The organism is Vibrio sp. OPT24, from assembly GCF_015163545.1.
GTDB classification, from domain to species: domain Bacteria; phylum Pseudomonadota; class Gammaproteobacteria; order Enterobacterales; family Vibrionaceae; genus Vibrio; species Vibrio cyclitrophicus.
The window spans coordinates 165,837-191,279 of sequence record NZ_JADDYI010000081.1; the positions used below are offsets into that span (position 1 = coordinate 165,837).

At 41.9% G+C, this 25,443-nt stretch carries 24 protein-coding genes and 2 pseudogenes; 13 read left to right on the forward strand and 13 right to left on the reverse strand.

Features of this window, described 5'->3' with window-relative positions:
- Nucleotides 1–8: 8 nt before the first annotated feature.
- A complete protein-coding gene (locus IQO02_RS21050) occupies nucleotides 9–1,379 on the forward strand; it encodes an L-serine ammonia-lyase (protein ID WP_016768522.1) in 1,371 nt (456 codons plus the stop codon).
- 119 nt (nucleotides 1,380–1,498) lie between these two features.
- On the opposite strand, the gene IQO02_RS21055 is transcribed toward IQO02_RS21050, so the two are convergent.
- Nucleotides 1,499–1,984: an Lrp/AsnC family transcriptional regulator gene (locus tag IQO02_RS21055; RefSeq protein ID WP_016768523.1), complete on the reverse strand. Its 486-nt coding sequence runs from the start codon at nucleotides 1,982–1,984 to the stop codon at nucleotides 1,499–1,501.
- Between the two features lie 122 nt (nucleotides 1,985–2,106).
- Here IQO02_RS21055 and IQO02_RS21060 point away from each other — a divergent pair, with 122 nt between their 5' ends.
- Nucleotides 2,107–2,706: a LysE family translocator gene (locus tag IQO02_RS21060; RefSeq protein ID WP_010439706.1), complete on the forward strand. Its 600-nt coding sequence runs from the start codon at nucleotides 2,107–2,109 to the stop codon at nucleotides 2,704–2,706.
- A gap of 117 nt (nucleotides 2,707–2,823) precedes the next feature.
- Here the strand turns inward: IQO02_RS21060 and ahpF are convergent, their stop codons facing one another.
- Nucleotides 2,824–4,416: an alkyl hydroperoxide reductase subunit F gene (gene ahpF, locus IQO02_RS21065; protein WP_102282720.1), complete on the reverse strand. Its 1,593-nt coding sequence runs from the start codon at nucleotides 4,414–4,416 to the stop codon at nucleotides 2,824–2,826.
- A 211-nt stretch (nucleotides 4,417–4,627) separates the two neighbouring features.
- Nucleotides 4,628–5,185 (reverse strand): alkyl hydroperoxide reductase subunit C, encoded by a 558-nt coding sequence (ahpC, locus tag IQO02_RS21070; protein ID WP_004736364.1) that lies wholly within the window; start codon nucleotides 5,183–5,185, stop codon nucleotides 4,628–4,630.
- Nucleotides 5,186–5,689: 504 nt separating this feature from the next.
- On the opposite strand from ahpC, the gene IQO02_RS21075 reads away from it, so the two are divergent.
- Together IQO02_RS21075 and IQO02_RS21080 are read left to right on the forward strand one after the other, a co-directional pair.
- Nucleotides 5,690–6,181: a VOC family protein gene (locus IQO02_RS21075; protein ID WP_102282732.1), complete on the forward strand. Its 492-nt coding sequence runs from the start codon at nucleotides 5,690–5,692 to the stop codon at nucleotides 6,179–6,181.
- Nucleotides 6,182–6,485: 304 nt separating this feature from the next.
- A complete protein-coding gene (locus IQO02_RS21080; protein ID WP_016768525.1) occupies nucleotides 6,486–7,862 on the forward strand; it encodes a uracil-xanthine permease family protein in 1,377 nt (458 codons plus the stop codon).
- Nucleotides 7,863–8,141: 279 nt separating this feature from the next.
- Here the strand turns inward: IQO02_RS21080 and IQO02_RS21085 are convergent, their stop codons facing one another.
- The gene (locus tag IQO02_RS21085; RefSeq protein WP_016784673.1) at nucleotides 8,142–8,636 is read right to left on the reverse strand and encodes a YcxB family protein; all 495 of its coding nucleotides are present in this window, start codon (nucleotides 8,634–8,636) and stop codon (nucleotides 8,142–8,144) included.
- Between the two features lie 315 nt (nucleotides 8,637–8,951).
- Here IQO02_RS21085 and IQO02_RS21090 point away from each other — a divergent pair, with 315 nt between their 5' ends.
- The 4 genes and pseudogenes from IQO02_RS21090 (at nucleotide 8,952) to IQO02_RS21105 (ending at nucleotide 11,998) form a co-directional block, all read left to right on the forward strand.
- Complete coding sequence (locus tag IQO02_RS21090) at nucleotides 8,952–9,629, forward strand: haloacid dehalogenase type II (protein ID WP_010439735.1); 678 nt, start codon at nucleotides 8,952–8,954, stop codon at nucleotides 9,627–9,629.
- Between the two features lie 144 nt (nucleotides 9,630–9,773).
- Nucleotides 9,774–10,080, forward strand: a pseudogene (locus IQO02_RS21095) (bifunctional metallophosphatase/5'-nucleotidase); the annotation flags it as partial.
- A 253-nt stretch (nucleotides 10,081–10,333) separates the two neighbouring features.
- Nucleotides 10,334–10,786, forward strand: coding sequence for a septal ring lytic transglycosylase RlpA family protein (locus IQO02_RS21100; RefSeq protein ID WP_102282731.1), 453 nt, complete (start codon nucleotides 10,334–10,336; stop codon nucleotides 10,784–10,786).
- 198 nt (nucleotides 10,787–10,984) lie between these two features.
- On the forward strand, nucleotides 10,985–11,998 hold the full coding sequence (locus IQO02_RS21105; RefSeq protein ID WP_016787974.1) for a manganese-dependent inorganic pyrophosphatase: 1,014 nt from the start codon (nucleotides 10,985–10,987) through the stop codon (nucleotides 11,996–11,998).
- Nucleotides 11,999–12,149: 151 nt separating this feature from the next.
- Here IQO02_RS21105 and IQO02_RS21110 read toward each other — a convergent pair whose 3' ends face one another.
- The 6 genes and pseudogenes from IQO02_RS21110 to IQO02_RS22310 all read right to left on the reverse strand — a co-directional run bounded on the left by IQO02_RS21110 (nucleotide 12,150) and on the right by IQO02_RS22310 (nucleotide 16,996).
- Complete coding sequence (locus IQO02_RS21110) at nucleotides 12,150–12,806, reverse strand: hypothetical protein (protein WP_016768292.1); 657 nt, start codon at nucleotides 12,804–12,806, stop codon at nucleotides 12,150–12,152.
- 124 nt (nucleotides 12,807–12,930) lie between these two features.
- Nucleotides 12,931–13,425, reverse strand: a complete 495-nt coding sequence (locus IQO02_RS21115; RefSeq protein WP_016768291.1) for a hypothetical protein — start codon at nucleotides 13,423–13,425, stop codon at nucleotides 12,931–12,933.
- A gap of 109 nt (nucleotides 13,426–13,534) precedes the next feature.
- Nucleotides 13,535–14,056, reverse strand: a complete 522-nt coding sequence (locus tag IQO02_RS21120) for a V3/V1b-type arginine vasotocin receptor (protein ID WP_102297934.1) — start codon at nucleotides 14,054–14,056, stop codon at nucleotides 13,535–13,537.
- A gap of 213 nt (nucleotides 14,057–14,269) precedes the next feature.
- Nucleotides 14,270–14,680 (reverse strand): hypothetical protein, encoded by a 411-nt coding sequence (locus IQO02_RS21125; protein ID WP_240697463.1) that lies wholly within the window; start codon nucleotides 14,678–14,680, stop codon nucleotides 14,270–14,272.
- A gap of 256 nt (nucleotides 14,681–14,936) precedes the next feature.
- Entirely contained in the window at nucleotides 14,937–15,824 is an 888-nt protein-coding gene (locus tag IQO02_RS21130) for a hypothetical protein (protein ID WP_102282730.1), read from the reverse strand.
- Between the two features lie 685 nt (nucleotides 15,825–16,509).
- A pseudogene (locus IQO02_RS22310) lies at nucleotides 16,510–16,996 on the reverse strand (TetR family transcriptional regulator).
- Between the two features lie 431 nt (nucleotides 16,997–17,427).
- On the opposite strand from IQO02_RS22310, the gene IQO02_RS21140 reads away from it, so the two are divergent.
- Both IQO02_RS21140 and IQO02_RS21145 read left to right on the forward strand, forming a co-directional pair.
- The gene (locus tag IQO02_RS21140; protein WP_016791716.1) at nucleotides 17,428–18,786 is read left to right on the forward strand and encodes a CAP domain-containing protein; all 1,359 of its coding nucleotides are present in this window, start codon (nucleotides 17,428–17,430) and stop codon (nucleotides 18,784–18,786) included.
- Between the two features lie 193 nt (nucleotides 18,787–18,979).
- Nucleotides 18,980–19,468 (forward strand): hypothetical protein, encoded by a 489-nt coding sequence (locus IQO02_RS21145; RefSeq protein WP_010439759.1) that lies wholly within the window; start codon nucleotides 18,980–18,982, stop codon nucleotides 19,466–19,468.
- 99 nt (nucleotides 19,469–19,567) lie between these two features.
- Here IQO02_RS21145 and IQO02_RS21150 read toward each other — a convergent pair whose 3' ends face one another.
- Both IQO02_RS21150 and IQO02_RS21155 read right to left on the reverse strand, forming a co-directional pair.
- Complete coding sequence (locus IQO02_RS21150; RefSeq protein ID WP_193838637.1) at nucleotides 19,568–21,316, reverse strand: amidohydrolase; 1,749 nt, start codon at nucleotides 21,314–21,316, stop codon at nucleotides 19,568–19,570.
- 125 nt (nucleotides 21,317–21,441) lie between these two features.
- Nucleotides 21,442–21,618, reverse strand: coding sequence for a hypothetical protein (locus tag IQO02_RS21155; RefSeq protein ID WP_016786079.1), 177 nt, complete (start codon nucleotides 21,616–21,618; stop codon nucleotides 21,442–21,444).
- Between the two features lie 52 nt (nucleotides 21,619–21,670).
- Between IQO02_RS21155 and IQO02_RS21160 the strand changes: the two genes are divergently transcribed.
- Together IQO02_RS21160 and IQO02_RS21165 are read left to right on the forward strand one after the other, a co-directional pair.
- Nucleotides 21,671–22,633, forward strand: a complete 963-nt coding sequence (locus IQO02_RS21160; protein ID WP_010439769.1) for a helix-turn-helix transcriptional regulator — start codon at nucleotides 21,671–21,673, stop codon at nucleotides 22,631–22,633.
- Nucleotides 22,634–22,782: 149 nt separating this feature from the next.
- A complete protein-coding gene (locus tag IQO02_RS21165) occupies nucleotides 22,783–23,301 on the forward strand; it encodes a lipocalin family protein (RefSeq protein WP_010439773.1) in 519 nt (172 codons plus the stop codon).
- 194 nt (nucleotides 23,302–23,495) lie between these two features.
- Here IQO02_RS21165 and IQO02_RS21170 read toward each other — a convergent pair whose 3' ends face one another.
- On the reverse strand, nucleotides 23,496–24,110 hold the full coding sequence (locus IQO02_RS21170) for a TetR/AcrR family transcriptional regulator (RefSeq protein ID WP_016784665.1): 615 nt from the start codon (nucleotides 24,108–24,110) through the stop codon (nucleotides 23,496–23,498).
- Nucleotides 24,111–24,314: 204 nt separating this feature from the next.
- On the opposite strand from IQO02_RS21170, the gene IQO02_RS21175 reads away from it, so the two are divergent.
- Complete coding sequence (locus tag IQO02_RS21175; protein WP_065612581.1) at nucleotides 24,315–25,436, forward strand: efflux RND transporter periplasmic adaptor subunit; 1,122 nt, start codon at nucleotides 24,315–24,317, stop codon at nucleotides 25,434–25,436.
- The last annotated feature ends 7 nt before the right edge of the window (nucleotides 25,437–25,443 follow it).

A 25,443-nucleotide genomic window follows, 5' to 3' on the forward strand; every position in this document is an offset into this window, starting at 1 on the left:
GTATATCTATGTTATCGATCTTTGATATCTACAAAATTGGTGTGGGGCCATCGAGCTCTCACACCAACGGCCCAATGATTGCGGGTTTCCATTTCACACAGTTAATCGCTGATAAAATCGCAGAAGTGACGCGTGTTCAGGTGGATTTATACGGTTCTTTGTCATTGACTGGCATAGGTCACCACACAGATAGAGCGACCATCTTGGGGTTGCTCGGTAATAAGCCAGACACCATCAAAATTACCAGTGCCAACCGAGCTATGCGTCATGCAGTGGATAATGGTGAGATGGATCTTGCGGGCACGAAGCGTATTGTCTTCAACTACCAAACCGACATGTTATTCCACGAAGACAACCTGCCTTTACATGAAAATGGCATGATGATTACTGCATTCGATCAGACTGGAAACGTAATCGTTGATGAAACTTATTATTCGATTGGCGGTGGTTTTATCGCAACTGCTGACGAACTGCAAAATGGCACTCAAATCCAAGCAGTAGAAGTCCCTTTTCCATTTAAAAATGCCGATGAAATGCTGCAACAAGCCGATAATAGTGGGATGAGCTTGGGTGGCATGATTCTAAGAAATGAAGCGCAGTTCGAAGGATCTGACATTATTTCAGAGAAAGCGGATCAAATCTGGCGAGTGATGAGTCGTTGCATGGAACGAGGCTTTGAAACTGAGGGCATTCTTGATGGTGGCTTGAACGTCACTCGTCGTGCTCCAAACTTGTTGAAGAAGCTTGAAGCGAATGCGGCGGTTGAAAACGATCCAATGGAAATCATGGATTGGATTAACTTGTTCGCCTTTGCGGTGAGTGAAGAAAATGCGGCTGGTGGCCAAGTGGTAACATCACCAACCAATGGGGCGGCGGGTGTTATTCCTGCCGTGTTGATGTATTACCATCGCTTTATTAAAGAGCTCGATACTAAGCAATTAAAAGACTTTTTAGCCGTATCGGGCGCGATTGGTATTTTGTACAAAACCAACGCTTCGATTTCAGGTGCCGAAGTAGGGTGCCAAGGTGAAGTCGGTGTGTCATCTTCTATGGCGGCGGCGGGTTTAACGGCGCTGCGCGGTGGCAGTAATGAGCAAATTTGTATTGCCGCAGAGATTGCGATGGAACATTCACTCGGTATGACGTGTGATCCGATTGGTGGCTTAGTACAAGTACCGTGTATTGAGCGAAATGCGATGGGGGCGATGAAAGCTATCAACGCATCACGCATGGCTTTGAAGCGTAATAGTAAATCTTTGATCTCGTTAGATAAGGTTATTGCGACCATGTATCAAACGGGCAAAGACATGAACAAGAAATACCGAGAAACCTCACTCGGTGGCCTTGCCCTAATTCACCTTGCAGCGCCATGTGAGTAGCTATCAAACAGATTAATTAGGCTCAATATCAAAGCGCAGCATCGTTAGATTTTAAGGTGACTGGGCTTTTAAGTATCATTTTTTGTTGCAAGACGACTGCTTATTAACTGAGAGCAAGATTATTCTCCAAGAGGGAGCTTATAGCTGTTTTTCAACTCTTTAACCGAGATATTCGATTGAATCGCACTCACACCTTTGACTCGCCTGATCGAGCTAATACGCTCAAAGTACTCTTCTAAATCTTTAGCCAATACTTGCACCATATAATCGGCACCGCCGGCAATACAATGGCACATAGGAATCCAATCGGTTACAGCAACAAACTCTTCGAACGGCTCGGTATTCTCAACTTCATGGTTGCCCAGTGTAACTAAGGTAAAGCCTGCTACATGCAAACCTAACTTCTTGCGATTGAGTTTGGCGGCATAACCATCGATATAGCCTGTCTCTTCCATGCGTTTCCAACGGCGCCAGCATGGGGTTTCGCTGAGGTTAACCTTCTCAGCGAGCTTACTGTTGCTCATGCGTCCGTCTTGTTGGATGTGTTCTAAGATGGCGATATCAGTATCATCTAATACTTCTTTGGTGGATTCTTTCTGTTTCATGGCTTTTTTTGAAAAGTCTTGCTCAAATTTGCATTGATATTAGCCTATATAGCAATTTAATTTCTAGTTGAATCTGTAAACTCTCTCCGTATAAATACTTTACTTATTAGGAGTGAGAGGAAATGAGCTCTCAATTAATGCTGGCGTTCTTGCTATTTTCAACATCCATTGCAATTACACCTGGGGCAGGCAATATCGCATTACTTGGGATTTCAAGTCGTTATGGATTTGCTGCGACTTTACCTTTTATATCTGGAAACGCTGTTGGCATCATCATCGTACTGGCGGGTTCCAGTGTCGGTTTAGTGAGCCTATTCACCCTTTATCCAGAACTGTACAACATTTTGAAATACGCAGGCGCGGCTTATTTGCTATTCATGGCGTGGTCGATTGCGAACATGCAAATCGAAGAAAGCACTGTCGACAATCGCTCGGGCTTTATGTCTGGCGTATTGGTGCAGGTGTTAAACCCTAAAGGTTGGATAGCGTCATTAACCGTGTTTTCACAGTTCATCACTCCGAACGCAGACTACCTGATTCAAGTGGTGACGATTATTGCTGGTATGGTGATCACGGGCGTACCGTGCATGTTGGTGTGGGCGTATTGCGGCACCATGCTTAAAAAGTTACTGCAATCACCAAAACAGATGATGTTTGTGAACCGTTGCTTGGGCGGAAGTCTCGCTCTGGTGGTTGCTTTCATGCTTTATCAACCCGCATAAATTACAAATAAAAAAACCACTCCTAAATCCATAGGAGTGGTGTCTAAAAATCGACTAAGTGGTTAACAATAATTAGTAAGTTAACAAGAACGTTTTAAGGAATGTTTGCTTAAAAGATTAAGCGGTTTCAGCTTCTTTAACCGGAGCTGAGTTACGGATTAGGTGGTCAAATGCACCTAAACTTGCTTTTGCACCTTCACCCATCGCAATGATGATTTGTTTGTAAGGCACTGTTGTTACATCACCCGCTGCGAATACACCTTTCATTGATGTTGCACCATGAGCGTTAATTTCAATTTCACCGCGTGGTGAAAGCTCAACTTTTGAACCCTTCAACCATTCACTGTTTGGCATCAGGCCGATTTGAACAAAGATACCTGCTAGTTCGATCTGTTTAAGTTCATCGGTGTTGCGGTCTTTGTATTCCAGACTCGTTACTCGATTACCATCACCAACCACTCGTGTTGTTTGAGCCATTTTGATGATTTCGATGTTCGGTGTCGTGTTCGCTTTGTCTATAAGCACTTGGTCAGCACGTAGTGTGTCTGCAAATTCAAGTACGGTTACGTGTTCAACGAGACCAGCCAAGTCAATCGCCGCTTCGATACCTGAGTTACCGCCACCAATAACCGCTGTTTTCTTACCTTTGAACAAAGGACCGTCACAGTGTGGGCAGTAAGCGACACCTTTATTGCGGTACTCTTGCTCACCCTGAACGTTCATTTCACGCCAGCGCGCACCAGTACTGGTGATCACCGTACGAGCTCGCAGTGTTGCACCGCTTTCTAACTCAATATGGATGTAACCGTCTTCTGTGTCTTCTGCTGCGATGATGTTCGCTGCACGCTGCTCAGTCATTACCTCAACACCGTACTCTTTTACGTGCTCTTCTAAGCTTGCGACTAACTTAGGACCGGTGGTTGCTTTTACTGAGATAAAGTTCTCAATCGCCATGGTATCCATCACTTGACCACCGAATCGGTCAGCAACAACACCAGTGCGAATGCCTTTACGTGCCGCATAAATTGCCGCTGAAGAGCCCGCAGGGCCGCCGCCTACAACCAATACATCAAACGGTGCTTGTTGGTTTAGGTTTGCCGCTTTCTTTTCTGCTGCGCCTGAATCGACTTTGTTCAATATTTCAGCCAGTGACATACGGCCTTGACCAAATAGCTCACCGTTAATGAATACGCTCGGTACTGCCATGATGTCGCGAGACTTCACTTCGTCTTGAAATGCTGCGCCGTCGATCATGGTTGTCTTAATCAGAGGATTAATCGCCGACATCATGTTGAACGCTTGAACTACTTCTGGACAGTTTTGGCATGATAGCGAGATGAAAATCTCGACATTAAGCTCTTGATCTAATTCTTTTACTTGCTCGATTACGTCAGCTTCAAGCTTGATAGGGTGACCACCACTATGAAGCAGTGCCAGTACCAGTGAGGTGAACTCGTGACCCATCGGTAAACCTGCGAAGCCAATCGCTGTACCTTTCTCTTGGTTCACCACCTGCATGATAGGGCTGCGAGTGCTTGCGCTATCATTTCGAATTACTTCAATTTTGTCAGTGAGAGAGGTGATATCATTCGCTAGGTCTTGAAGTTTGTTTGCGGTATCGCTGTTATCAAGGCTCAGCACTAACTGAACATTGGTTTTTAGGTTTTCTAGGTATGCTTTTAGCTGCTGCTTCATTGCTTGATCTAACATAATCGTGCCTGCTCTTAATTCTGTGTCTTGGTATTGACCAATACCTTCTTGCTGAAAAAGGAAAATAAAAAAGGGGCGCAAGTCGGCAAATATTGTGGTGTTGATGGTTTGAAAGGGTGGCGCGCAACTGCCCTTTAGGAGGGAGGCCGAAGCGCGCCTGTAGAACCGTTTTATTTGTTCTTTTTAGCTATTCTTGTTAGCTAGGCTTAGATTAAATTTTACCTACTAGGTCTAGAGATGGCGCTAGAGTCTCTTCACCTTCTTTCCATTTAGCTGGGCAAACTTCACCTGGGTGAGCGGCTACGTATTGTGCTGCTTTAACCTTGCGTAGTAGGTCTTCAGCGTCACGACCGATACCTTCAGCGGTGATTTCCATTGCTTGGATAACGCCTTCAGGGTCGATTAGGAAAGTTGCACGGTCTGCAAGGCCTTGACCTTCACGCATTACGTTGAAGTTATTTGTGATGTTGCCCGTTTGGTCGCCTACCATGAAGTATTCGATAGTGCCGATTTTGTCAGAAGTATCGTGCCATGCTTTGTGAGAGAAGTGTGTGTCAGTTGATACTGAGAAAACTTCTACGCCACGAGATTGAAGCTCTGCGTATTTGTCTTGTAGGTCAACTAGCTCAGTTGGACATACAAACGTGAAATCTGCTGGGTAGAAGAAGAATACAGCCCACTTACCTTTAACGTCTTGCTCTGTGATTTCTACGAATTCGCCGTTTTTGAATGCTGTAGCGTTGAATGGTTTGATTTCTGTGTTGATCATGATTTGACTCTCTTTCTAATTTGTAGTGTTTAACGCTATCCCGCGTCGATGTAGATATATTGCATTCGCACCGAAAATTAGTGAAATCGGACATTTCTATAGATTCAATAGGCAAATCCTATCCTTGATAGAAGAAGGCTATCGATAAAAGTTATCAACAGAAGTTATCGACAAAGCTTATCAACAAAAGCCATCAAAGCGGGCACCGCTCTATTTGGGTAGCTACGCTTTTTAGGTTGTTCTCTACATAAGGCTTATCTCTATTAGCGTGAGCATCTATTTATAGTGTGAGCATCTATGTATAGCGTGAACATCTATGTAGATACTGCTTCTTTAAGTGTTCTGAGATCTCATGGTTATCTATAAATAACAAAAAATTATCATTAATATAAATTATGATAATTTCAGTTAATCTTATTATATCCATATACTCTCTCCATCGAAACGAAACACCGAAGCTACTCTTCGGAAAGCACAGAATTAAAAACGAATTTGGAGCAAGTTATGAAAATGAATCACGTAGGCATCATGGTGGGCGACATGGATAAAGCAGTCGAGTTTTACACTAAGGCTCTGGGTCTAAGAATCGTAATGAACAACACTAAGGTTATGGAAGAGCGTGAATCAGCAATCGGACGTATGTGTATCGCAGTATTTGGCGAAGGCTTCAAAGGCTTCAACATTGCACACCTAGTAACATCTGATGGTATCGGTGTTGAGCTGTTCGAAATGAAAGATCGTCAAGAGCGTCACGAAGTAAACTTCTCTCGCCTAGGCATCTTCCACTTCTGTCTACAGCTTCCAAAAGAGCAGTTTCATTCAGCGATTAAGCGCGTTGAAGAGTTTGGCGGTAAGGTTCGTATGGACATCATGCGTTACCACCCAGAAGACGAACTAAAACAAGCGCAAATGGTTTACCTAGAAGACCCGTTTGGCAACCTATTCGAATTCTACTCGCACACATACGAAGACACGTACGCGACTGATTACGAGTAATCGCGTTACCTGCCTGTTATAAAGCAGAAAAACGAAACACCCCCTAAAGAGGATTGGTAGAGATACCAATCCTTTTTTTGTGTCTGCGATATTGAGTTAGAGGTGATGGATAAACCATATCAAAGGAGTGCTTCGTGGTCTCCGTTTGCACTAAAACAAGCCGACAGTGTTGCTCTATAGTGCAGCAATGGCTAGAGATGAAACTTAACCGATTGATAAATATAATGTTAAACCATTGGCATATATGTTGCTCTATTGTCTTTATGTAAATTGTATACAATAAAAAATACATTAAGGAAATCACATGGAACATAACAGTGAATTGATTTACGGATTGGATGACCGACCATCCGTCAAAGCAGCCAGTTACGCGGCGTTGCAACACGTTTTAGCAAGCTTTGTTGGAATTATCACACCCACACTCATTATTGGCGGCGTTTTAGGGTTAGGTGAACACATTCCTTATTTGATCAGCATGGCACTGATGGTGTCTGGTGTAGGTACATTCATACAAGCGAAAAAAATTGGCCCTGTTGGCGCTGGAATGATTTGTGTCCAAGGGACTAGCTTTGCATTCTTAGGGTCAGTTCTAGGGGCAGGCTTTCTAGTGAAAGCGAATGGAGGTGGTCCAGATGAAATGCTTGCAACTATCTTCGGAGTTTGTTTCTTTGGTGCGTTTGTCGAGATCCTATTATCGCGTTTTATCGAAAAACTGAAGGTGGTTATCACTCCTGTTGTCACCGGAATCGTTATCACGACGATTGGTATCTCTCTGATCAAGGTCGGTGTTACTGATATTGCTGGTGGTGTTGGTGCAGAAGATTTTGGGTCTGCAAGTAACCTGATGCTAGGTGCTATCGTTCTCGGAACCATAGTTGCACTTAACCTTAGTAACAGCACTATGGTAAGGTTGTCATCAATTTTAGTCGGGTTGGTTGTTGGTTGGTGCGTGGCTATTTTGATGGGTAAGGCTTCAATGGTAACCTTTGCTTCTCAACCTTTATTGAGTATCCCTGTCCCATTTAAATATGGTTTCGCTTTCGATTGGCAAGCATTTCTCCCGATTGCTTTTATCTACTTAATCACCGTTATTGAAACGACAGGTGACCTTACCGCCAATAGCATGTTCTCAGGACAGCCTGTTAAAGGGCCTAAATATATCAATCGACTAAAGGCAGGTGTGCTAGCTGATGGCGTGAATTCGCTTATCGCCGCTGTTTTCAATACTTTTCCGAATACGACTTTCAGCCAGAACAATGGTGTGATTCATTTTACGGGAATAGCGAGCCGATACATCGGCTACTTTATCGCGGCTATCCTTTTCCTATTAGGGCTTTTTCCTATCTTAGGTTCGGTATTAATGACAATTCCAAAGCCAGTATTAGGCGGAGCTACATTGGTGATGTTTGGTACGGTTGCCGCTGCTGGCATCAAAATTATTGCTAATGAGAAGCTGGATCGCCGAAGAATCATGACGATTGCTATCTCACTAGGTTTGGGACTAGGGGTCATGCTTGTGCCGGACTTATTGAAAGAAGCTCCTAAGTTAGTGCAAAGCATATTTGGTTCGCCAGTGACCATGTCGGGTATTGCCGCACTTGTAATTACAGGGCTGATGTCTTTAGTGCCAGACACTAAAACAAAACCGCTTACGAATTCGGTACAAGCCAGTAAAGCGTAACTGTTTTGATGGGAATGGCTTTTATAATCTTAAACAGAGCCGAATACTGCTATACATGGCTCTATTTAATTTTACTGGGGAAACCTTAGAAAAATGACAGGTTAATTCCAAAGGGCGTTACCTCACGTAAACGTCAGATTGGTCCTGCTGTCCAAAAGGCAATTGAGAGCTTTTGGAAAGTAAAAGCTGTTATCTAATAAATAGGTAACGAAAAGGATTGGTAGCAATACCAATCCTTTTTGTATTTTGAGTATGTTTAAATTTTTATGTGTATATACGTTAGTTCACTTTGGATGCTGCGTGTTGCTCTAGCATGAAGGTGATCACTTCATCATTTAAGCAAGACTTGCTCACATATTGGCGCTGTTTACCTATGTGAAGAATAAACCCTAAATCCGTTTGTTGAAGTTGGTCGATTTGACTCCAGGTAATGCTACGGGTGTTTTTAACGTTTTTATAACTTACACCTTTAGAATCAACCTGAAATACTACCCTGCTGCCAGAACCCGAGCTGATGGTTTGTCGCCATAACCACCAGGTTCGCTTGCAATAAACACTGAACGCTTCAATAACACTTAAAACAATAAAGAACCAACCAACATAACCGTTGGGCAATAGCTCAAATTCTAATAAAACCACACCGAAAATAAGAAAAAGTATGCCTTTCAAATAGGCTTTCGGAAATTTAGCAGGAAGGCTAGTTTGATCATAACACTCCGCAAAAAAGGGTTTATCGAGGGTGTATTCTGTAGTGAAATCGAAGTCTTTAGACATAGGTGGCTGCTTTCAGGTTTTCTGTGAATGAATATTCTATGCTGCGATCTCGCAACCCGAGTATTGTATAGCTTCTTTTGGCTTTTCTTTAGCTGTTTTGATTCTCTTTTGTAAACCAATGATACGACCGAGGCCGCTCTCACCATCGCTAAATTGGTTGGTTTTTTGCCAACTTGGCTATCAAATTGTACTGTGAGATCTCTCAACTCAATACTCAGGTCAAAACATCGCCTGTTATTGTTTGTTTATTCGAGCGTTTAGTTATCTAAAGAACGGCTTGCATTAACCACTGAAAATAACGATGAGGAACACACTATGCCTACACAAACCATTCTGTTCGATATAAATGAAACGGTGCTTGATTTGCGCATACTTAAACCTAAGTTTCGTCAATATCTTGGAGATGAGAGTCATATGAGTACCTGGTTCTCGATGTTATTGCATTCATCCACCGTTTGCTTAGTTACTGACACCTCCAGTGATTTCAAAAGCCTTGCATTATCAGCCTTACAGTCGATCGTGGGGCGTTTAGGTAAAACAATCTCTGATGAGGGCTACCAAGATATTTTGAGCACATTTGCTTGCTTGCCTGCTCATGATGACATTAAGCCCGCGATGATTGAATTAAGACAAGCTGGCTATCAGTTGGTTGCGTTGTCCAACTCTTCATCGGAGCTTCTTAAATCTCAGTTGTCCTTTTCGGGTTTACTCGACTATTTCGATAATACAATTTCTGTCGAGCAAGCTAATACTTTTAAGCCCGCGAAATCAGCTTACCAATATGCGTTGCAACAACTACAAATAAAACCTGCTCAGGCTCGATTAGTTGCAACTCATGATTGGGATACGCATGGTGCGCTCAGTGCTGGTTTAAAAGCCGCTTATATTGATCGATCCGGCGCGCCATATAATCCACATTATTCGGTGCCAGATGTCTTGAGTGATAATATGGGTGATATCGTTAAGCAGATTATAAGTAAGGACGAACGTTAAGCTCTTTGTTCCAAATAAAGTAAGCTTTCGTTTCACTATATGACTCTGATTTTTAAGAAGAGGTGCAATTTAGCGCCTCCTTTTAACGGTAACGTTAATCGTCAAGTCACATAAATCGTGCATAAGATTTTAGTTAAACTTCAAATTGACAACACCTATAAGGTAAATGCAATTCTACTTTCTCTTACCTTTCCTGCCTTTACCGCGATGGTGATATTCACGATGTCACGATACTTCTTCAGATATCCATGGTCATTTATGGCATGGGGTTACGCGTCAAATAAACTCAACACTCGTGGCAGATTAAGCCAAATAGCCACTAAAGTGGGGAATACCCGCACAGAGCAATCAACATTATCCTCGTAGACGCTGGCGATACCATCCAAGGTAACTTCGTAGAAACATCAACGATGCTCTCGTCAATTCAATGATGCTTGGTTTTAATCACCTAAAAGATCAAATGTGCTGATTCTGATGAGGACATGGACGAACTGTATCATCGATATCATAAACAAATTCGAGAAATCATCCAATTTAAGACGTTGTTAAAATTGACGGTTTGACGATAAAACCTTTCACGAATATGACGGAATAAATCGTCGTACATGAAAATATTGGTAAGTCATACCGAATGGAAGTCTTGACTGATTAGCGACTATACTCAGACGTATACAGCTGAACCAAAAACAACGAAAACAGAGAACATGCAGAAATTAGCGCACCTAAATCACATGAAAAAATCACATATTATCTTTACCGCTTTTATTCTTATGATATTAGCCGGATGCACCTCAACATCGGCTGTCGGCAGTTCTAAAACAAAGGAATATGCCGAGTCACATGCTCTTGCTGGTAAAGCTTCTTGGTATGGCGATAAATTCCATGGAAGGCTCACAGCAAGTGGTGAGACATACAATATGAATGCGAATACTGCGGCTCATAAAACCTTACCTTTCGGGACTATTGTGAGAGTGACCAATACAGCCAATAATAAGTCTGTTGATGTGAAAATTAATGATCGAGGCCCTTATGTCAAAGGCCGGGTTATCGACCTTTCGCACAAGGCATTTGCAAGAATCGGCAATGTTAAGCAAGGAACCGTGCCTGTCAAAATCGAGATTGTTGATGATAGCAATACCTTTAGGTACAAACATTAATTGCCTCTTAGCCTGAACTGGTTTGTGAAACTCAAAGGATTGGTAGAGATACTGATCCTTTTTTTGGGTAAACCTAATGAGAGGCGAATTACATTTCGTTACTTACTGAAGTAAATCTGAAACATCGCTGACACGGTTCTGAAATTTTTAATGGCTAGCTTATGGGGTTCTGAAACAAATCCAAATAAGGAAATACCCGTGAAGCTAACACCTGTCGTTACCGCCGTAATCATGTCTTTCAGTTCAGCAAGTTTTGCTTTTAGCTTGCAACAATCAGCCAATGAAAACAGTGAAGATCTCGTATGGACGGGGCATCTTAGCCCAGATAGCGACACGGTAATGTCTGCAATGCTCGCGGCTCATATCTATGGTGGTACAGCGACAGTGCCTGAGCCAATCAACCCTGAATCAACGTTTATCTTGAACTACTGTAATACAGAATCACCACGAGTAGAGTCAGATTACTCTTCATACCGAGTAGGGCTAGTGGACTTTAACCAAGTGACTCAATTAGCGCCAACCATCGATCAATCATCTATTGTTGCTGTGGTCGATCACCATGCGATTGGTGGCTCACCGATTAATACGCCACAAATTGTCGAGATGGATATTCGAGGTTGGGGTTCGGCTGCCACTATTCTGGCTGACAACGCTGAAAAGCTTGATGTGACCTTACCTAAACACCTTGCTTGTGTCGGCTTAGGCGCGATTCTTTCTGATACTGTGGTATTCCAATCATCAACCACCACTGAACACGATCGTGAATACGCAGAGAAACTGGCAAAAATTGCAGGTATTCCTGATGTCGAAGATTTCGGACAACAGATGTTGATTGCTAAATCGGATCTCAGCCATCTTACTTCTGAAACCATTCTGACGCTGGATTACAAAAACTTTAAATACGGTGGCAAACAGGTGGGCATCGGCGTTGCTGAAACACTAACCGCTCAACAACTGATTGACCGCAAAGACGAGCTTTTGGCGGCTATGAAGTCTTATAAAGAAGAGAACGGCTTAGACCACCTGTTCTTCTCAATCACAGACACCAAGAACAAAGAAGCTAACCTATTGTGGGTAGACGAAAGCGATTATCAAGTCATCAAATCGGCTTTCAACGCTGAACCAACAAGAGATATGTTAACTTTGGAAGGCGTCACTTCACGTAAGCGCCAGATTGGCCCTGCGGTTCAAAATGCAATTGAAAGCTTGTAAGTATTAAGAGAGTTTGGGAGAGGGATTGGTAGAGATACCAATCCCTTTTCGTTTTGGGACTGAATTGGAGTTGGACAAAAGCACGTTAGAGTATGGGTTCTAACGTGCGAGATTTGGATTAGAAAAAGTATCTTGAAACCTTAAACGCTTGTTATATTTTTTTTGACCTATCGATTTCAGAAAATAGCGAAAAGAAAAACTCTTGAAATAGTTGCAAGCAATAGTAACTAAAACCTTCTTTTATAAAGACTTTAAAATCAGGTTTTAACTCTAAAAATGGTGATTGACCAATATAAGAGATTAACTGTTTATTCCCTGATTTTACCACACCTTCGTTGTGAACAAATACATTCCTAATTTGTTGGATCAGTTGTATCTCTACCCAAGCAGTACCATCGCCAAAAGGAAAGTTAATCTGCGCAACTTTCTCTAGATATTTCTTTGATTTATCTATTATTCCATGCGCTGATAAGTCTGAAAGTTTTATGGGATTGTCTATGTTTTCTTCAAATATTTCACACACTTTATTTAAACCATTTTCCAGAATTGTATATGCGCTTATTAACTCTGATTTTCTCTGGATTAATGGAAAGGTGATGGACAAGTCAAAGAAATCATCTTCTCTATAACATTTGAAGCCATTAGCATCCGAATCACTCATTTGTTCTGTTATTACTAAAAGCTCTTTGTTAAAAGTTTCAACTTCAGACGCTAGCAACAACTCAACTTTTGTGACATGAGTTTTATAGAGATCTAACTCTTTTATTAAAAAGCTACAGATAGAAGAAAACTTCAAATTATTCTGCATGTTAGGATAAACCCTCGTAAAAATATAACGCCAAATTAAGTTGTGAGTAACGCTGCCACTGAACTGAACCTTTGCGCCGTAAACACTAAAACTGACTCAAACCAAAAAGGCCAAACGTTACGAATCAGCTTGAATTGCTTGTTATATTCATTAGCTCGGAAAAGATCCATCGCAAAGCTATTACGTATTTTTCTTGAAAACTATAACTTTGTTCAATGCTATGATTGCCTAACTGAAAAGGAGCTTTAACCGGAAACAGTGAGCTTGGAGCAATTGAGATCAAATCTGATTCTAGCTCATAAACACCTTTCGGATTCAAAGAATGTGCATAGCAATTTCTAATTTTATTGAGCTTCTTTAAAGCGCCATAAAGTTGTGGAGGCAGTTTGCTTGATTTCAACGAATTTACTAGATGTAGCTTTTGGTGAAACTGCAATTTTGCCCTTTCGATACCATCATTCTCACAAAACACTGTCCGTAGCAGTTCAGTCAATAATTCCTCGAAAATAAGATGGGCATTAATTGTATTGACTTTGCTACCGTTAGTTTCCATTACATTAAGGAACATTTGCCCTTCTGGTTTATCTAGAAGTTCTAAGAAATCTTTACCTTTACCCAATCGCTTAACTCCTTATTGAATATAACGCTAAGCTAACGTGCACAAAACCTTGGCTATACTTTTGCGAAGCAAGAATGCCAAGCGTTTTGGGTCACCGTTAAGCGCCTTGTTAGCCGTGTCCAGACTGCTGGGCACTACTCTCTTCTGAACCATTGCGCTCAATTAGGTTAGGATTTAGATTTTGAGTTACGCGATCAATTTTTTCTTGCTCTATATGGCGCACAGCTTGAGCGCTACTGGAGTCTTTTACCCAACTTCTTGCCTCTAGCATAGCATTGAATGCGAACCAAGAACCTGCGACATAAAGCCATTTACCGTCAATCGCTGCTTGAATACCAAATACAAATATTAAAATCATAAAAGATAGCAATGACCATCGGGCTGACACCAATAAGGCTATTGAAGAGCCATAACTCGATAACTGAACATTTTCAGAACGAACATAGTGCTTATGTAGTACATGTTTGTGGATATCTAACGTTGTGTATGAATCCCAGAATTTTGACCCTCCTGACTTTCCCTTTTTAATTACTTGCTGTAAAAGCCATGATGAAAAGGCAAACACTGCAGCACCTAGAATGCTTTGGTAAAAAGGATTTAGACTCGTAATCCAATTCAGAACATGTTCCATTAATTCTCCTTGTTCGTTAATACGGCTAACGCCTGCCATAAGGTGCGCCCCACTGAACCAACAAAGCACACCAAACTCCATACCAAAACCGCCGAGTGTAAAGCGTCACCTTGATGGCTTTGTTATGGCTCTGAGGAATACTACTGCCCTAAATCAAGCACAAGAGAACCAGTTAAATGCTTTCATTGGTACAGTTGGACACCAGAGCATTTATTAAGCTTTAGATAGGATGTATTCAGTAACTTCATTCGCGTAGAGAAAGTATCCCATTGTTAACATTAAATAAAATATTTTCCAGCGAGTGAAGATTATCTTGAGCACCTCATACCCTTTCAACACCCCTTTAACTTCACTTTTCTTCTCATCCCAGTAAGGATCTTCTGGGTACATTGCAGCATCCAGAGGAATAACGATATGCATTGCAACATAAATAACAGCAAGAGTTGACAACATAATAAAAAGAATAAAGACAAGCACCCCTTGATAAATGTTGCCTGTTTTTATTGAAGAAAGGCTTATGGCATACACTGCTCCACAAAGTGTTGTCCAGGCGATCGATTTCATGACATCTTCAATAAATGCCTTACCCATAATGTGCTCAACTAAAAAGTCTCTACGCTTCACTTTTTGCCCCAAATCAAAAAGCTCAATTATGCAACCAAACTACCACCTGACAACCGAGCATAGTAAATCTGTGACATAACTAACAAAATTAATTCTAGAACAGCTAGACTGACTGCGAACCAAGTGAGATAAGAGCCATAACGCCTGCATAACACGTTTGCTACGATACAGGCTTAGCTGAATTTTAACGCCTTAATCACTGAAACTAAAGGCAAACTGACAACGCCGAATGTAGCAAATCGTGTTGATGCATTTGTTAGTTTTTATTTTCCAAGACAATATTTCTAATTTTATCTGAAAACTCTACATTTTCACCGCTAATAAAACTTAATAACCATTCGTACTCAGGCAGCCCTTTAAGCTTTTCTAATGCTGTTGTATTAACAACTAAAAGGCAAAGGCCATTATAACTTTTTGAACCAAGTAACGCCCAAAAGCACCAACATTCATCAAACGGTAAAAATAAAGGAATTACCCCTTCTTTTTTATGGTTCATAATATCTAATCGAAGATCCATAAACTTATGGATTTCATCATTTGAATAACTACTTACTTTCATGAAGTCGATTACATTTTCCATTGTATGCCATAGTAACTTAGAAAAATGCAGTTCATGAGCAATATCCTGAAAGTTACCTTGAACGCTAATTAAGCCAAATTTAGATGACTTACGTTTTTTAGCTCCATATTTTTTACTTTTCTTTTTTAATGGCATAAATATAGCTTTTAAGACATCAGGATTAGATTCATTTACAATATATCGCTGAACTAATTTATTATTTTCTTTTACTTTTAAGGTGTTTTCACGCATTGGATTAGGTTTTCCAATCAAATGATTCCCTTCTCCTTTTAAATCCCAAGGCCCCCCTGTCACTTCTTGGACATCGACATAAAAGTCATCAGGGTGATTACCCCTCAAAGTATCACTAAATATTATAAAATCAGGTGTTAATATACCTGGGGCTATGTTTTCATATTTAGGGTTTTCATCAACCTTATGAATTATTGGGCACCCTACCGATTTAAGAAATGCTTCGGCATAATTTTCAGCCCATCGAGATGATTTTTCCCTAGCACCATCTAATAACTTAGCATAGTGCTCTTCTTCTGTTGGTAACTCAATACCATCATACATTACTGGCATAATGCCTCCTAAGAACTAACATTTTAATAACGTGCCAGCACGAATTTATGTATTCAGCATATCTCAAGTACCCTATCTAACCAACTGAAAATTATGCATATAATTAAGATTGAATCTAATTTCTAGTTGAAAACCGTGCAAGCACATATTGCTTGCAATTCAAGGCATGTTATCAATCAAAAACTTCCCTTTAGTTCTCTATTATTCAATAGCTTAGACATAGTTGAACAACATATTCGTGCGTAAGTGTGATTGAAGGTTAGTCTGTTATAGATTAGAACATTTAGCTACATTGTCGGAACTCTAGGCATGAGGAAAAGTAAGGCAAGTTGCAGGGTTTGAAACTGAGTTCAATCCCTCTCTGGCTCACTTTGGGGCAATTCTGAGTTAGCCTTACCCCAAAAATCTTTTCCGAGTCTCCTCTTAATTAGCATCTTCGGTTCATTGTGGATCGTGGAAAGGGGAGGAATAGAATGCCGGTCGTTTCGTGCGCAATTATATCTTCAGCGCCAAAGAACGTTCTTCCCCTCGGTCGTCAATCTAAAGGGGGTGATGAACTTAACTTGAGAGAGGAGCTAGAGGGGAAAGGGTTACCAGATCAGCCTGAACGTGCCTGATAGATACCTTTAGATAGAGAGTTACTTTAGATAGCCAACAACGTTCTATTGAGCTTTAAGCGAGGTACTTATAAATTCAGCAACAGTAAGTACTTAGCTATGAAGCCTTCTTTAATTTGTTCTAACGGGTAATCACAATCCGAGAACAAGTAACTGAGTGTGATACCATCGATATCGGCGATCAACATGTGGCTATCGACAACACTGTTGGCATTTGGAATGTCACATAGAATAACTTCAAAAGAATCCATCATCAGTTGGTAGCGTTCGTCCAATAGGTCTTTTAATATCAGTCTTAACGACAGCTGACATTTCACTTGGTAGTCAAGTTGATAAAACAGCTTTTGTTGCGGATCCGCCATAGACAAAAAGATGTGCTCGATAAGGTTAATTAACCTCTCTTTTTCCTGATATTCCTTCACTCGATAAATCGGAGTTTTCGCCGACTTCGCTAATAATCTCTGCCATGCGAACAAACACTTTTCTTAGTAGGTCATCTTTGTTTTTGAAATGATGAAAAACTAAACCTTTCGATACTTTCGCCGTTTCACACACCTGTACGATAGACGTTTTTTCAAAGCCTTGTGTCGCGAATAATTCAATCGCGGCTTGGATTGCTTGTTGCTTCTTGTCCATGGATATCACTCAATTATTTTACAGAGCGACTATCCGGTCTGTAATTTTATAGTGCGGATAATATACAACAATGAGGATCGCAAGATCTTTAAAGGTCGTTGAATTGGAGCGAGATGAATCTGATTTTAATGAGAAGAGGTGCACTAGCGTTGCTTGTTGGTCGTCACGCTAATCATTAAATTACATGAATTATACACAAAGCGTTTAGCCAAACCTCTACTTGACAATACCTACCAAACTGTAAACTCGATGTTAATATTTTTGGGCTCTGACATTGACCTGAAGTTTAAGCCAGATTCATAAGGCAACATTCTAATTCCAAAGATTCATGTATGGTTAAGGAATAACTTATGAGAAAGCAACATGTGTCAGCAGCAGTACTTATTGCAATTACTATGTCTGGGTGCGGAGGAGAAAGTTCATCTGGAGGTGACAGCACAACTTCTGATAGCGCTAATAACCCTAGTAACTCTAATACGCCAGGCAGCCTTGGGAACTCCGATAATTCATCAAACACTACCTCGCAGCAGCCCAACATTAAAGCGCTCGGTAGCAATATGCTCTTTGCAATTGAAGGCTTTGTCGATAGCTCGGATCCCATCAGAAACTACTCATCTATTACCGTTAAAAACGAACTTCCCGCGTTTAAAGGTTCAGATACCCAAAAGGTGGATGTGGTTATCTCTGCACCCACTATCATTATCGATAATGGAAGCAGTTTTGTTGACGACTGGCATTGTTATGAAGCGGTTGGGTTAAGCGCACAAAGACAAAGTAATAAATTGCTTGTGGATGGAACGCTTACAGAATACCGATACGATATGAATAGCAACTCTTGTTCTAGTGAGCACCTTGGAACGTATGTATTTAACAATGCTGTCATCGACAGTTCTTTGGAATTTGAAACTGTTGGTAGCGTCGTGAGTAAAGACGAGAGTGGTGTTGAAGCCGAATTACCGACTTACGAATTTATCGCTAAGGCATATGAACAGCAGTCCGAAGATCGGTTTGGTGATTCTTGGGCGTTATTACAACGTGACAAAATTAATGCAGCAGCCAAGGAAGTCGGGGCATCAATCTTTGAGTTAGATGCTTCATCAGGAAATATCAATTTGGATTTAGGTCAGCTTACTAGCGATACTCTGATAGATTTCGCATTGCTCGATAAAAATCAAATATTGAATGGCTCAGTGTGGGGCATGCCTGGCCAAGGTGTTGCCGATGAAAGATGGTGCCGAATTGTGAATATTCCAGATGATCTAAACCAAGACAGCATTAAGTATCAATCGGTTATTTCGACAAACTGTGCAAGATCGACACAGCGCTATTGTGATGCATTTGGTTCATCATTCGCGAGTGGAGATTACCCTCCAGTAGCCCCTGTCGCTTGGGACAACAACACCGCCAGTAATGCCCAGCTAAATTCAGACGAGCAGTATCAAAGAGACGCTCAAGGTCACTTTGTTGTGAACAGTTCAGGTCAGAATGCGTTTGTCCTTTCATCGAACTCGGTGGTCATCCCTATTTTTGGTTATACAAGCCCACGCACGGATGGCAAAGTTAACAATGCAGGTCTTAATAGTTGGGCAGGTCATCAAGGGCACTGTCAAAATATTATGAACAGCGCGCACACAAAGATGGGGATCGGCTCTAAAACCAGTAAGTCTGACTCGTCGAAGGTGTCTTATTGGACGCAAGATTTCAATTAAGTCGATCACTGCTTAAGTACGCTTAAACTCCATCGAGGTGTCATTGTCGTTTATACAACAGTGATACCATAAAGAGATTCATTTATGTTGTGAATGATTTTGAGTGGTGTCATGAAATGGTAAGTTTTGCTTCGATTCGAACGCTAAGATGTATTTCAAATCAAGGCTACTTAACAAATTAGAGAGAGACAGAATGACTAAATCAGATAAAGTTTACGGGTTCAACACACCACAACGTCTATTTGTAGGTTACACGTTAGCCGTGCTGGTGGACTTAGTAGTGCTTAACTTTTTCGATGAGTACTGGGACTTCGTCAACATTGAATCTTTCACTATTTCTTTGATAGCGGCGTTGTTACTGCAGTTATTGTTGAAGCTCTCTATTGGCTTAGAACACAAGGTAGCGGATTACTTCAAACAGAAATCTGGAACGGCACCTAAGGTGTATCGAGCGCTGTCGACATACATTATTCTTGTTGGCTCAAAATTCGTCATGCTAGAAGCGATAAACCTTATGTTCGGTGACAAGGTGAGCTTCACAGGCCCTTGGGGCGGTGTGGTAGCGTTCTTCGCTGTGGTATTTACGATTCTGGTTGCTGAAGTGATTGTATCAAAAATCTACTTTGCTCTGGATGAAAAGCAAGAATCAAATGAGAAAGCACTAAAAGAGCCCAACGCGTAACAGAACTAAAATACATATGTGAATAACAGACGAGCCAGCTGAATAAGCTGGCTCGTTTTCGTTTGTGTGGTGATAACCAATTCGACGTGTTTGTTGGTTCTATTTTTCGTAAACCACATCTCCTCGTAATACTGTCATCAACACCTGAGTTTTGGCTATTTGTCTTGCCGATACTGTGGTGATGTCTCGGTCGAGAATGGCAAAGTCAGCCGATTTTCCCACCTCAATTGAACCGGTTATATCTTCAATTCCAAGACTTTTGGCTGCATTGAGCGTGTAAGCGTCGATAGCGGTGTAGATATCGGTTAGGCCGGTTTTGCCCATGATTAAGCTATTTGCGATTCCAACTAGAGGGTTGATGTCGTGTACGTTCCAGTCACTGCTCAAGGTGATATTGGCATCAGTCTTAAGTATCGCGTCTAGGTTCATCATGGCTTTGGCACGGCGAGCACCAAGGAAGGCTTCGGCCCATTGGTGTTGATGCCTTGCAACGTAATCAGAGCCGACTTGGAAATCTGCGGTTACGTCTAATTGGCGAAAGCGTGGCACATCTTCATCATTGATTAATTCGACATGGGTTAGGGTGTAGGGTTTGGTTGAACCTTGTTTGCGAATGCTTTCTATCGCATCAAGTGATTCACGAACGGCGCCATCACCAATCGCATGAATGTGCGCACTAAAACCAATTTTATCGAGCGCGGTTAGCCACTCTGTCATCTGTGCTGGTGGAATATAGTTTAGGCCATTGGGAGATTGTGGCAGATAGGTATCTAAATAGGGCGCGAGTGTTTTTGCTGTACCGTTAATGAAGATGCCATCGCTGTACATTTTTACCTGATCGACAAGCAGCAAGCGGTTTTTGTCATCGGAGTACATCTTCTCAAAGACTTCTAATTGAGAGGGAATCGCCATTGATGGGTAAACCCAAGGGCGCAATGACACTCGAGCCGTCAAATCTTGGTTTTGCTCCGCTTCTAGCCAAACGTCGTACCAACCTCGTTTCCAATACATCCGGCCGTCACCAATGGTGGTAATGCCGTGCGCTTCGGCTTCTTCAAGTCCGAACATTAAGCCTTGATAGCTTTGTTCAAATAGCTCGCTTTGGCTGTTCCACGCCATCTCCATAATTTGGTCGCCAGCGTTGTCTAGTAAGATGCCGTTAAGCTTGCCGTTGTCTTGGTCTTTTAAATAAGCGCCACCTTGTGGAGCAGGAGATTGTTGGCTGATTCGGGCGATTTTCAGTGCTTTTGAGTTGACCCACATCGAGTGTGAGGTTTGCTCCATGATGACTACGGGACGATCCGGGAAGATACTGTCGATGATCTCTAGTGGCGTGTAGTCATAATCGCTGTCGAGTGTCGACTCTAGAGAAAAGCCATAACCCATTAGCCAACCTCTGCCATTGGTCTCGGCATTGATTTTACACGCTTCTAAGTAAGGGATTTGCTCTTCTAATGTGGCTTCAGAATCCAGTTCGCAATTGCCACCCAGCTCTGAGGCGGCTTCAAACACATGGTTATGATTATCAATGAACCCCGGCAAAACAAAGGCATTCTCCAAGTCGATGACGTCGGTACTATGCCCTTGAAAAGCTTTCGCTTGTGAGTGGTCGCCAATGAAAATGATTTTGCCTTTATGGGTAATGATCGAGTCCGATTCGCGATGCCCGTAGATGTCGGCATTGGTGAAGATCTGGTCTGCGGTTTGGCTATTCGTCTCTACTTGATTTTGAATAGTCGGTTGGCTTTGAGCAGCTGTGTTGTCTTGTCCAAGTACCGGCGAAATAGTGCCTAAGCTAGCGAGTAATGCAATCCATGCAGTGCGCGGCAAAGTGAGCTTGTTGTTCATTCTTATATTTCCCATGTTCCACTGTTTAATAAGTATAGAAAGCGAGTGGCCAGTGTGAAACTCTACATGAATGACAAATAAAAACTGCGATTAATCAACAAGCTGTCGTTTGAATGAGCTTCTAGTTACGACTCTTCTCTTAGGCTGTTACGTAGATCTTTTTTGTATTCTTCATGAGAGTTATAGCCATAAAGTTTCCAAGTGTTCTCACCTTTAATGTTGTGGTTGTAGGTGATCTCGCCTATCCACTGTTGACGAGTGGCAAGAATCATATCGCGGATTTTTAATAATAAAGTGTCCATAGTTGCTCTCCTGGTTAAATTCACTTGCAGTATATTTAGCGGTGATAACCGGATGAGTATCGTTAGCGCAATGTTCAATACTTTTCAGTCAATGTACTCATTTGAATGGTTTGATGCGTATACTTTCAATATTAAAAAGTCACTGAGCATCGCAATGAAAGGTTACTTGGAAAAAGTGCCACAACGAATTGGCACGTCATGGCGCTATAAGAAAATTGTCGAGAACAGCAAAAGCTATGGTTGGCATAGACATGAAGAGTACGAGATCGCGATTCATCGTCACTTTGCTGGTCATAGTTTTATTGGGCACCATCAAAGCGATGTGTTTCACAATCACATGATTTTGGTGGGGCCAGATTTGCCTCATGCTATTTATTCAGAAGAGAGCGCAGACGACTCGCGAATATGTGAAACGCACGTGGTTTGGTTTCGTAAAGATTGGATAGAGCAACTAATCGCGTGCTGTCGAGAGCTCGAACCGATACGTGTATTGCTAGAAGAATCAAAGAAAGGGCTCCAGTTTTCACCCGCTACTGCAGAGAAAGCGACGGAATTGTTGAACAAGGTGATGAACCAGCCACCACATCAACAATTGATTACGCTATTCTCTCTGTTTTCGTTGTTGCTTGATGATCTAGAGATCGTGCAGTTGATTAACCCACTCTTCAGCTCGGATGATGAAGATGAGGCCAGTGATAAGCTCGGCAAGGTTGAAGCTTTCTTGGTGAACAATTTTAATCACGACATCTCGGTTAATGACTTAGCCAAGCATCTCTACATTAGTGAGAGTAGCGTTAGGCGCCTATTTCAAAAACACTACAACGAGAGTTTTAGTCAGCGATTGAAGAAAATTAGGCTCAATGTGGCGTGTGATTTATTGATTAACACCTCATTGCCAGTGAATTTGATTTTGGAGAAAGTGGGATACGACAACCAAGCCAACTTCAATCGTCAGTTTAAATCGTATAAGCAAGTAACACCGACTCAGTACCGGTCAGCAATGAAGCATCACTGATTCATTCACTGACAAAACGATTCACATAAGCTTCTGAATAATTTACTGTTATATGAACCAATTAAACGGATTTAACGTATTACCAAGAATGTAAGTTAAGGCTCTCACATGACTTACTCGAATTACTATTAAAACAAGTCGAGGTTAGGATGAAGAAAATATTATTGCTGCTAAGTGTCATCTTATTGGGTGGGTGTGTCGGTATGCCTGAAACAGTAAAGCCCGTTCAACAGTTTGAATTGGATAGATACTTGGGTAAATGGTACGAAGTTGCTCGTTTGGACCACTCGTTTGAGCGAGGCCTCAATAGCATCAGTGCCGAATATAGCCTGCGTGATGATGGTGGTGTGAAGGTGATTAACCGCGGCTATTCAGATGAAGATGGCGAATGGAACGAAGCGGAAGGTAAAGCCTATTTTGTCGAAGGCAGTGATCAGGGCTATTTGAAGGTATCATTCTTTGGCCCATTCTATGGCGCTTATGTGGTGTTTGAATTGGACAAAGAGAACTACCAATACGCGTTTGTCTCTGGCCCAGACACCGATTACTTATGGTTACTTTCTCGAACCCCAGAAGTCTCATCTGAGGTCATGGAGAAATTCACAAGGATGTCTAAAGAGCGAGGCTTCAATACCGATGAATTGATTTATGTGGAGCATTCCAAATAACGGTACATAGCGGTTTATTGGTCTCTACGTTATTTTACGTAAAGACCATGTTAAATTTAATGATAATGAGTCTAAATAACACTTAGGTCAGAGACATAGAGTGGTCATTATGAACAAGTCATTGTCAAAACAAGCTGTTATTTTTCATTGGTTTACCGGCATATACCGAGTGCTTTTTGTTTGCGATACTTAAACTAGCGAGGTTGGTTGCCGTTTAAGAATAGTGCGACACATTCACGCGTGTAGTGAAGTCTTTCATCTTGTGACTCACCGCTATCGTGTCCGAAGAATCCCCAATACGCCGATTTGCCGTGAAACATCAGCAACAGTTGGCGTGCAGCAATGACTGGCGAGCTTGATGTCGACAGTGTGAGATCACCAGATTCTATTTTCGACTGTAGGTAATCGGCGAGTAATTTTGTGGTTTTCTGAGGCCCAGTTTCTAAATAGATTGAGGCGATCTCTGGATGCGTATTCGCTTGGCTAATGGCATTTTGGAAGGTTTGTCTAGATTGCTCATCAAGTAACAAATCCTGAAATTTCACACCAAATTTCACCAACTCATCACCCACCTCTGCATCCATATCAAAGGCAGAAGGACTGAGTTCTCGCTCCGCACACTTGGTTTGCATGCAGGTTTCGAAAAGTTCGTCTTTGTTTTTAAAGTGAGAGTAGACCGTTTGCTTGGAAACGTTCGCTGCTTTGGCTATCTGATCCATATTGATCTTAAAGCCATGTTCAGAGAAAAGTTGGCTGGCTGCGGTTAAGATCTGCGATCTCTTCTGTTCACTCTTGATGATTTTAGTCACGTGCTGTTTCTCGTTGCTTGCTTGGTACTTGACGTTACTCAGTTCAATGCATTTCATTCTGCGCTAAGCATTATGCTTTTTGTGATGGTTTTATCAATCATTAACGATGAAACTTATTTTTAACACAATCAAACTAGACAGTCTAGTTTGATTTGGTTAGTCTAAAAAAAGAACATAATTGAGTACCGCATAGGAACAGTACGTATGTATAAATTGATGAAGGGAAGCGCATTGGCATTGGCAGTGGCGTTGTCGACTTTTCTTGTTGGATGTGGCGAAAAGGAACAAGCCGAAGAGTCGGTTGATTCAACCACTGAAACGGCTTCGAGCGTCCAAACCATTTTAACTGTAGAAACGATCGCTTTGGCGCTATCTTCCTCTTATGCAGTACAGCGCGAATATGTCGGTGTGGTTAAGGCGGGTCAACAAGCTAATTTAGGTTTCGAACTGGCGGGCAAAGTAAACGAGATTCTGGTTGATGTCGGTGACACAGTCACAATGGGTCAGCCGTTGATTCGATTGGATACCCAACTTTTGGAAACTGAATCTAGCCAGTTGAAAGCTCAAGCTGAAGAAGTCAAAGCTCAGTTGAGTTTGGTGGCTGCGAACCTTAAACGTCAGCGTTCATTGAAAGCTAAAGGCTTCAGTGCAGAGGCGGAAATTGACTCGCTGACTAGTGAGCAACGCGTATTGCAGGCTAACTTTCTGCGTATTGATGCCTCAGTAAAAGGCAATCAATTGAAGCTAGTGAAATCGACAATTCTTGCGCCTTATTCGGGCACTATTTCAACGCGTTTTGTCTCTTTGGGAGATGTAGTGAATGTGGGTAATCCAACTCTGACTTTGCTTGCCTCTGAAGGGAAAGAAGCCTTCATCGGTATTCCTGCCCATCAAATGAAAAAGGTTACTTCACTTTCCGCACCAAGTATTCGTGTCGGGCGAGATGATTTCTCTGTGACTCTGCTGAACCCTGGTGCGATGGTCGACACTCGCTCTCGAAGTGTCGGCTTACGTTATCTTTTTCCTGAACAATCGTCGGTATTAGAAGGGCAACTTGCCTACCTTAAATTTGATGAACAGATTGATGACCAAGGCTACTGGGTGCCAATAACTGGTTTGATTGATGGATTACGCGGGGTGTGGAACATCTTTGTGATTGGTGAAGACAACAAGGTTGAACGTAGAAGTGTTCAGGTTCTGTTTGCTAATAACCAACAAGCCTATGTCAGCGGTGCCATTACCGAAGGCGAGCAAGTGATCGCCAGTGGGTTGCACCGCTTGGTTCCCGGACAAACCGTGAAGCCAGCCAGCGTTACTGCTGAATAGGAAATAG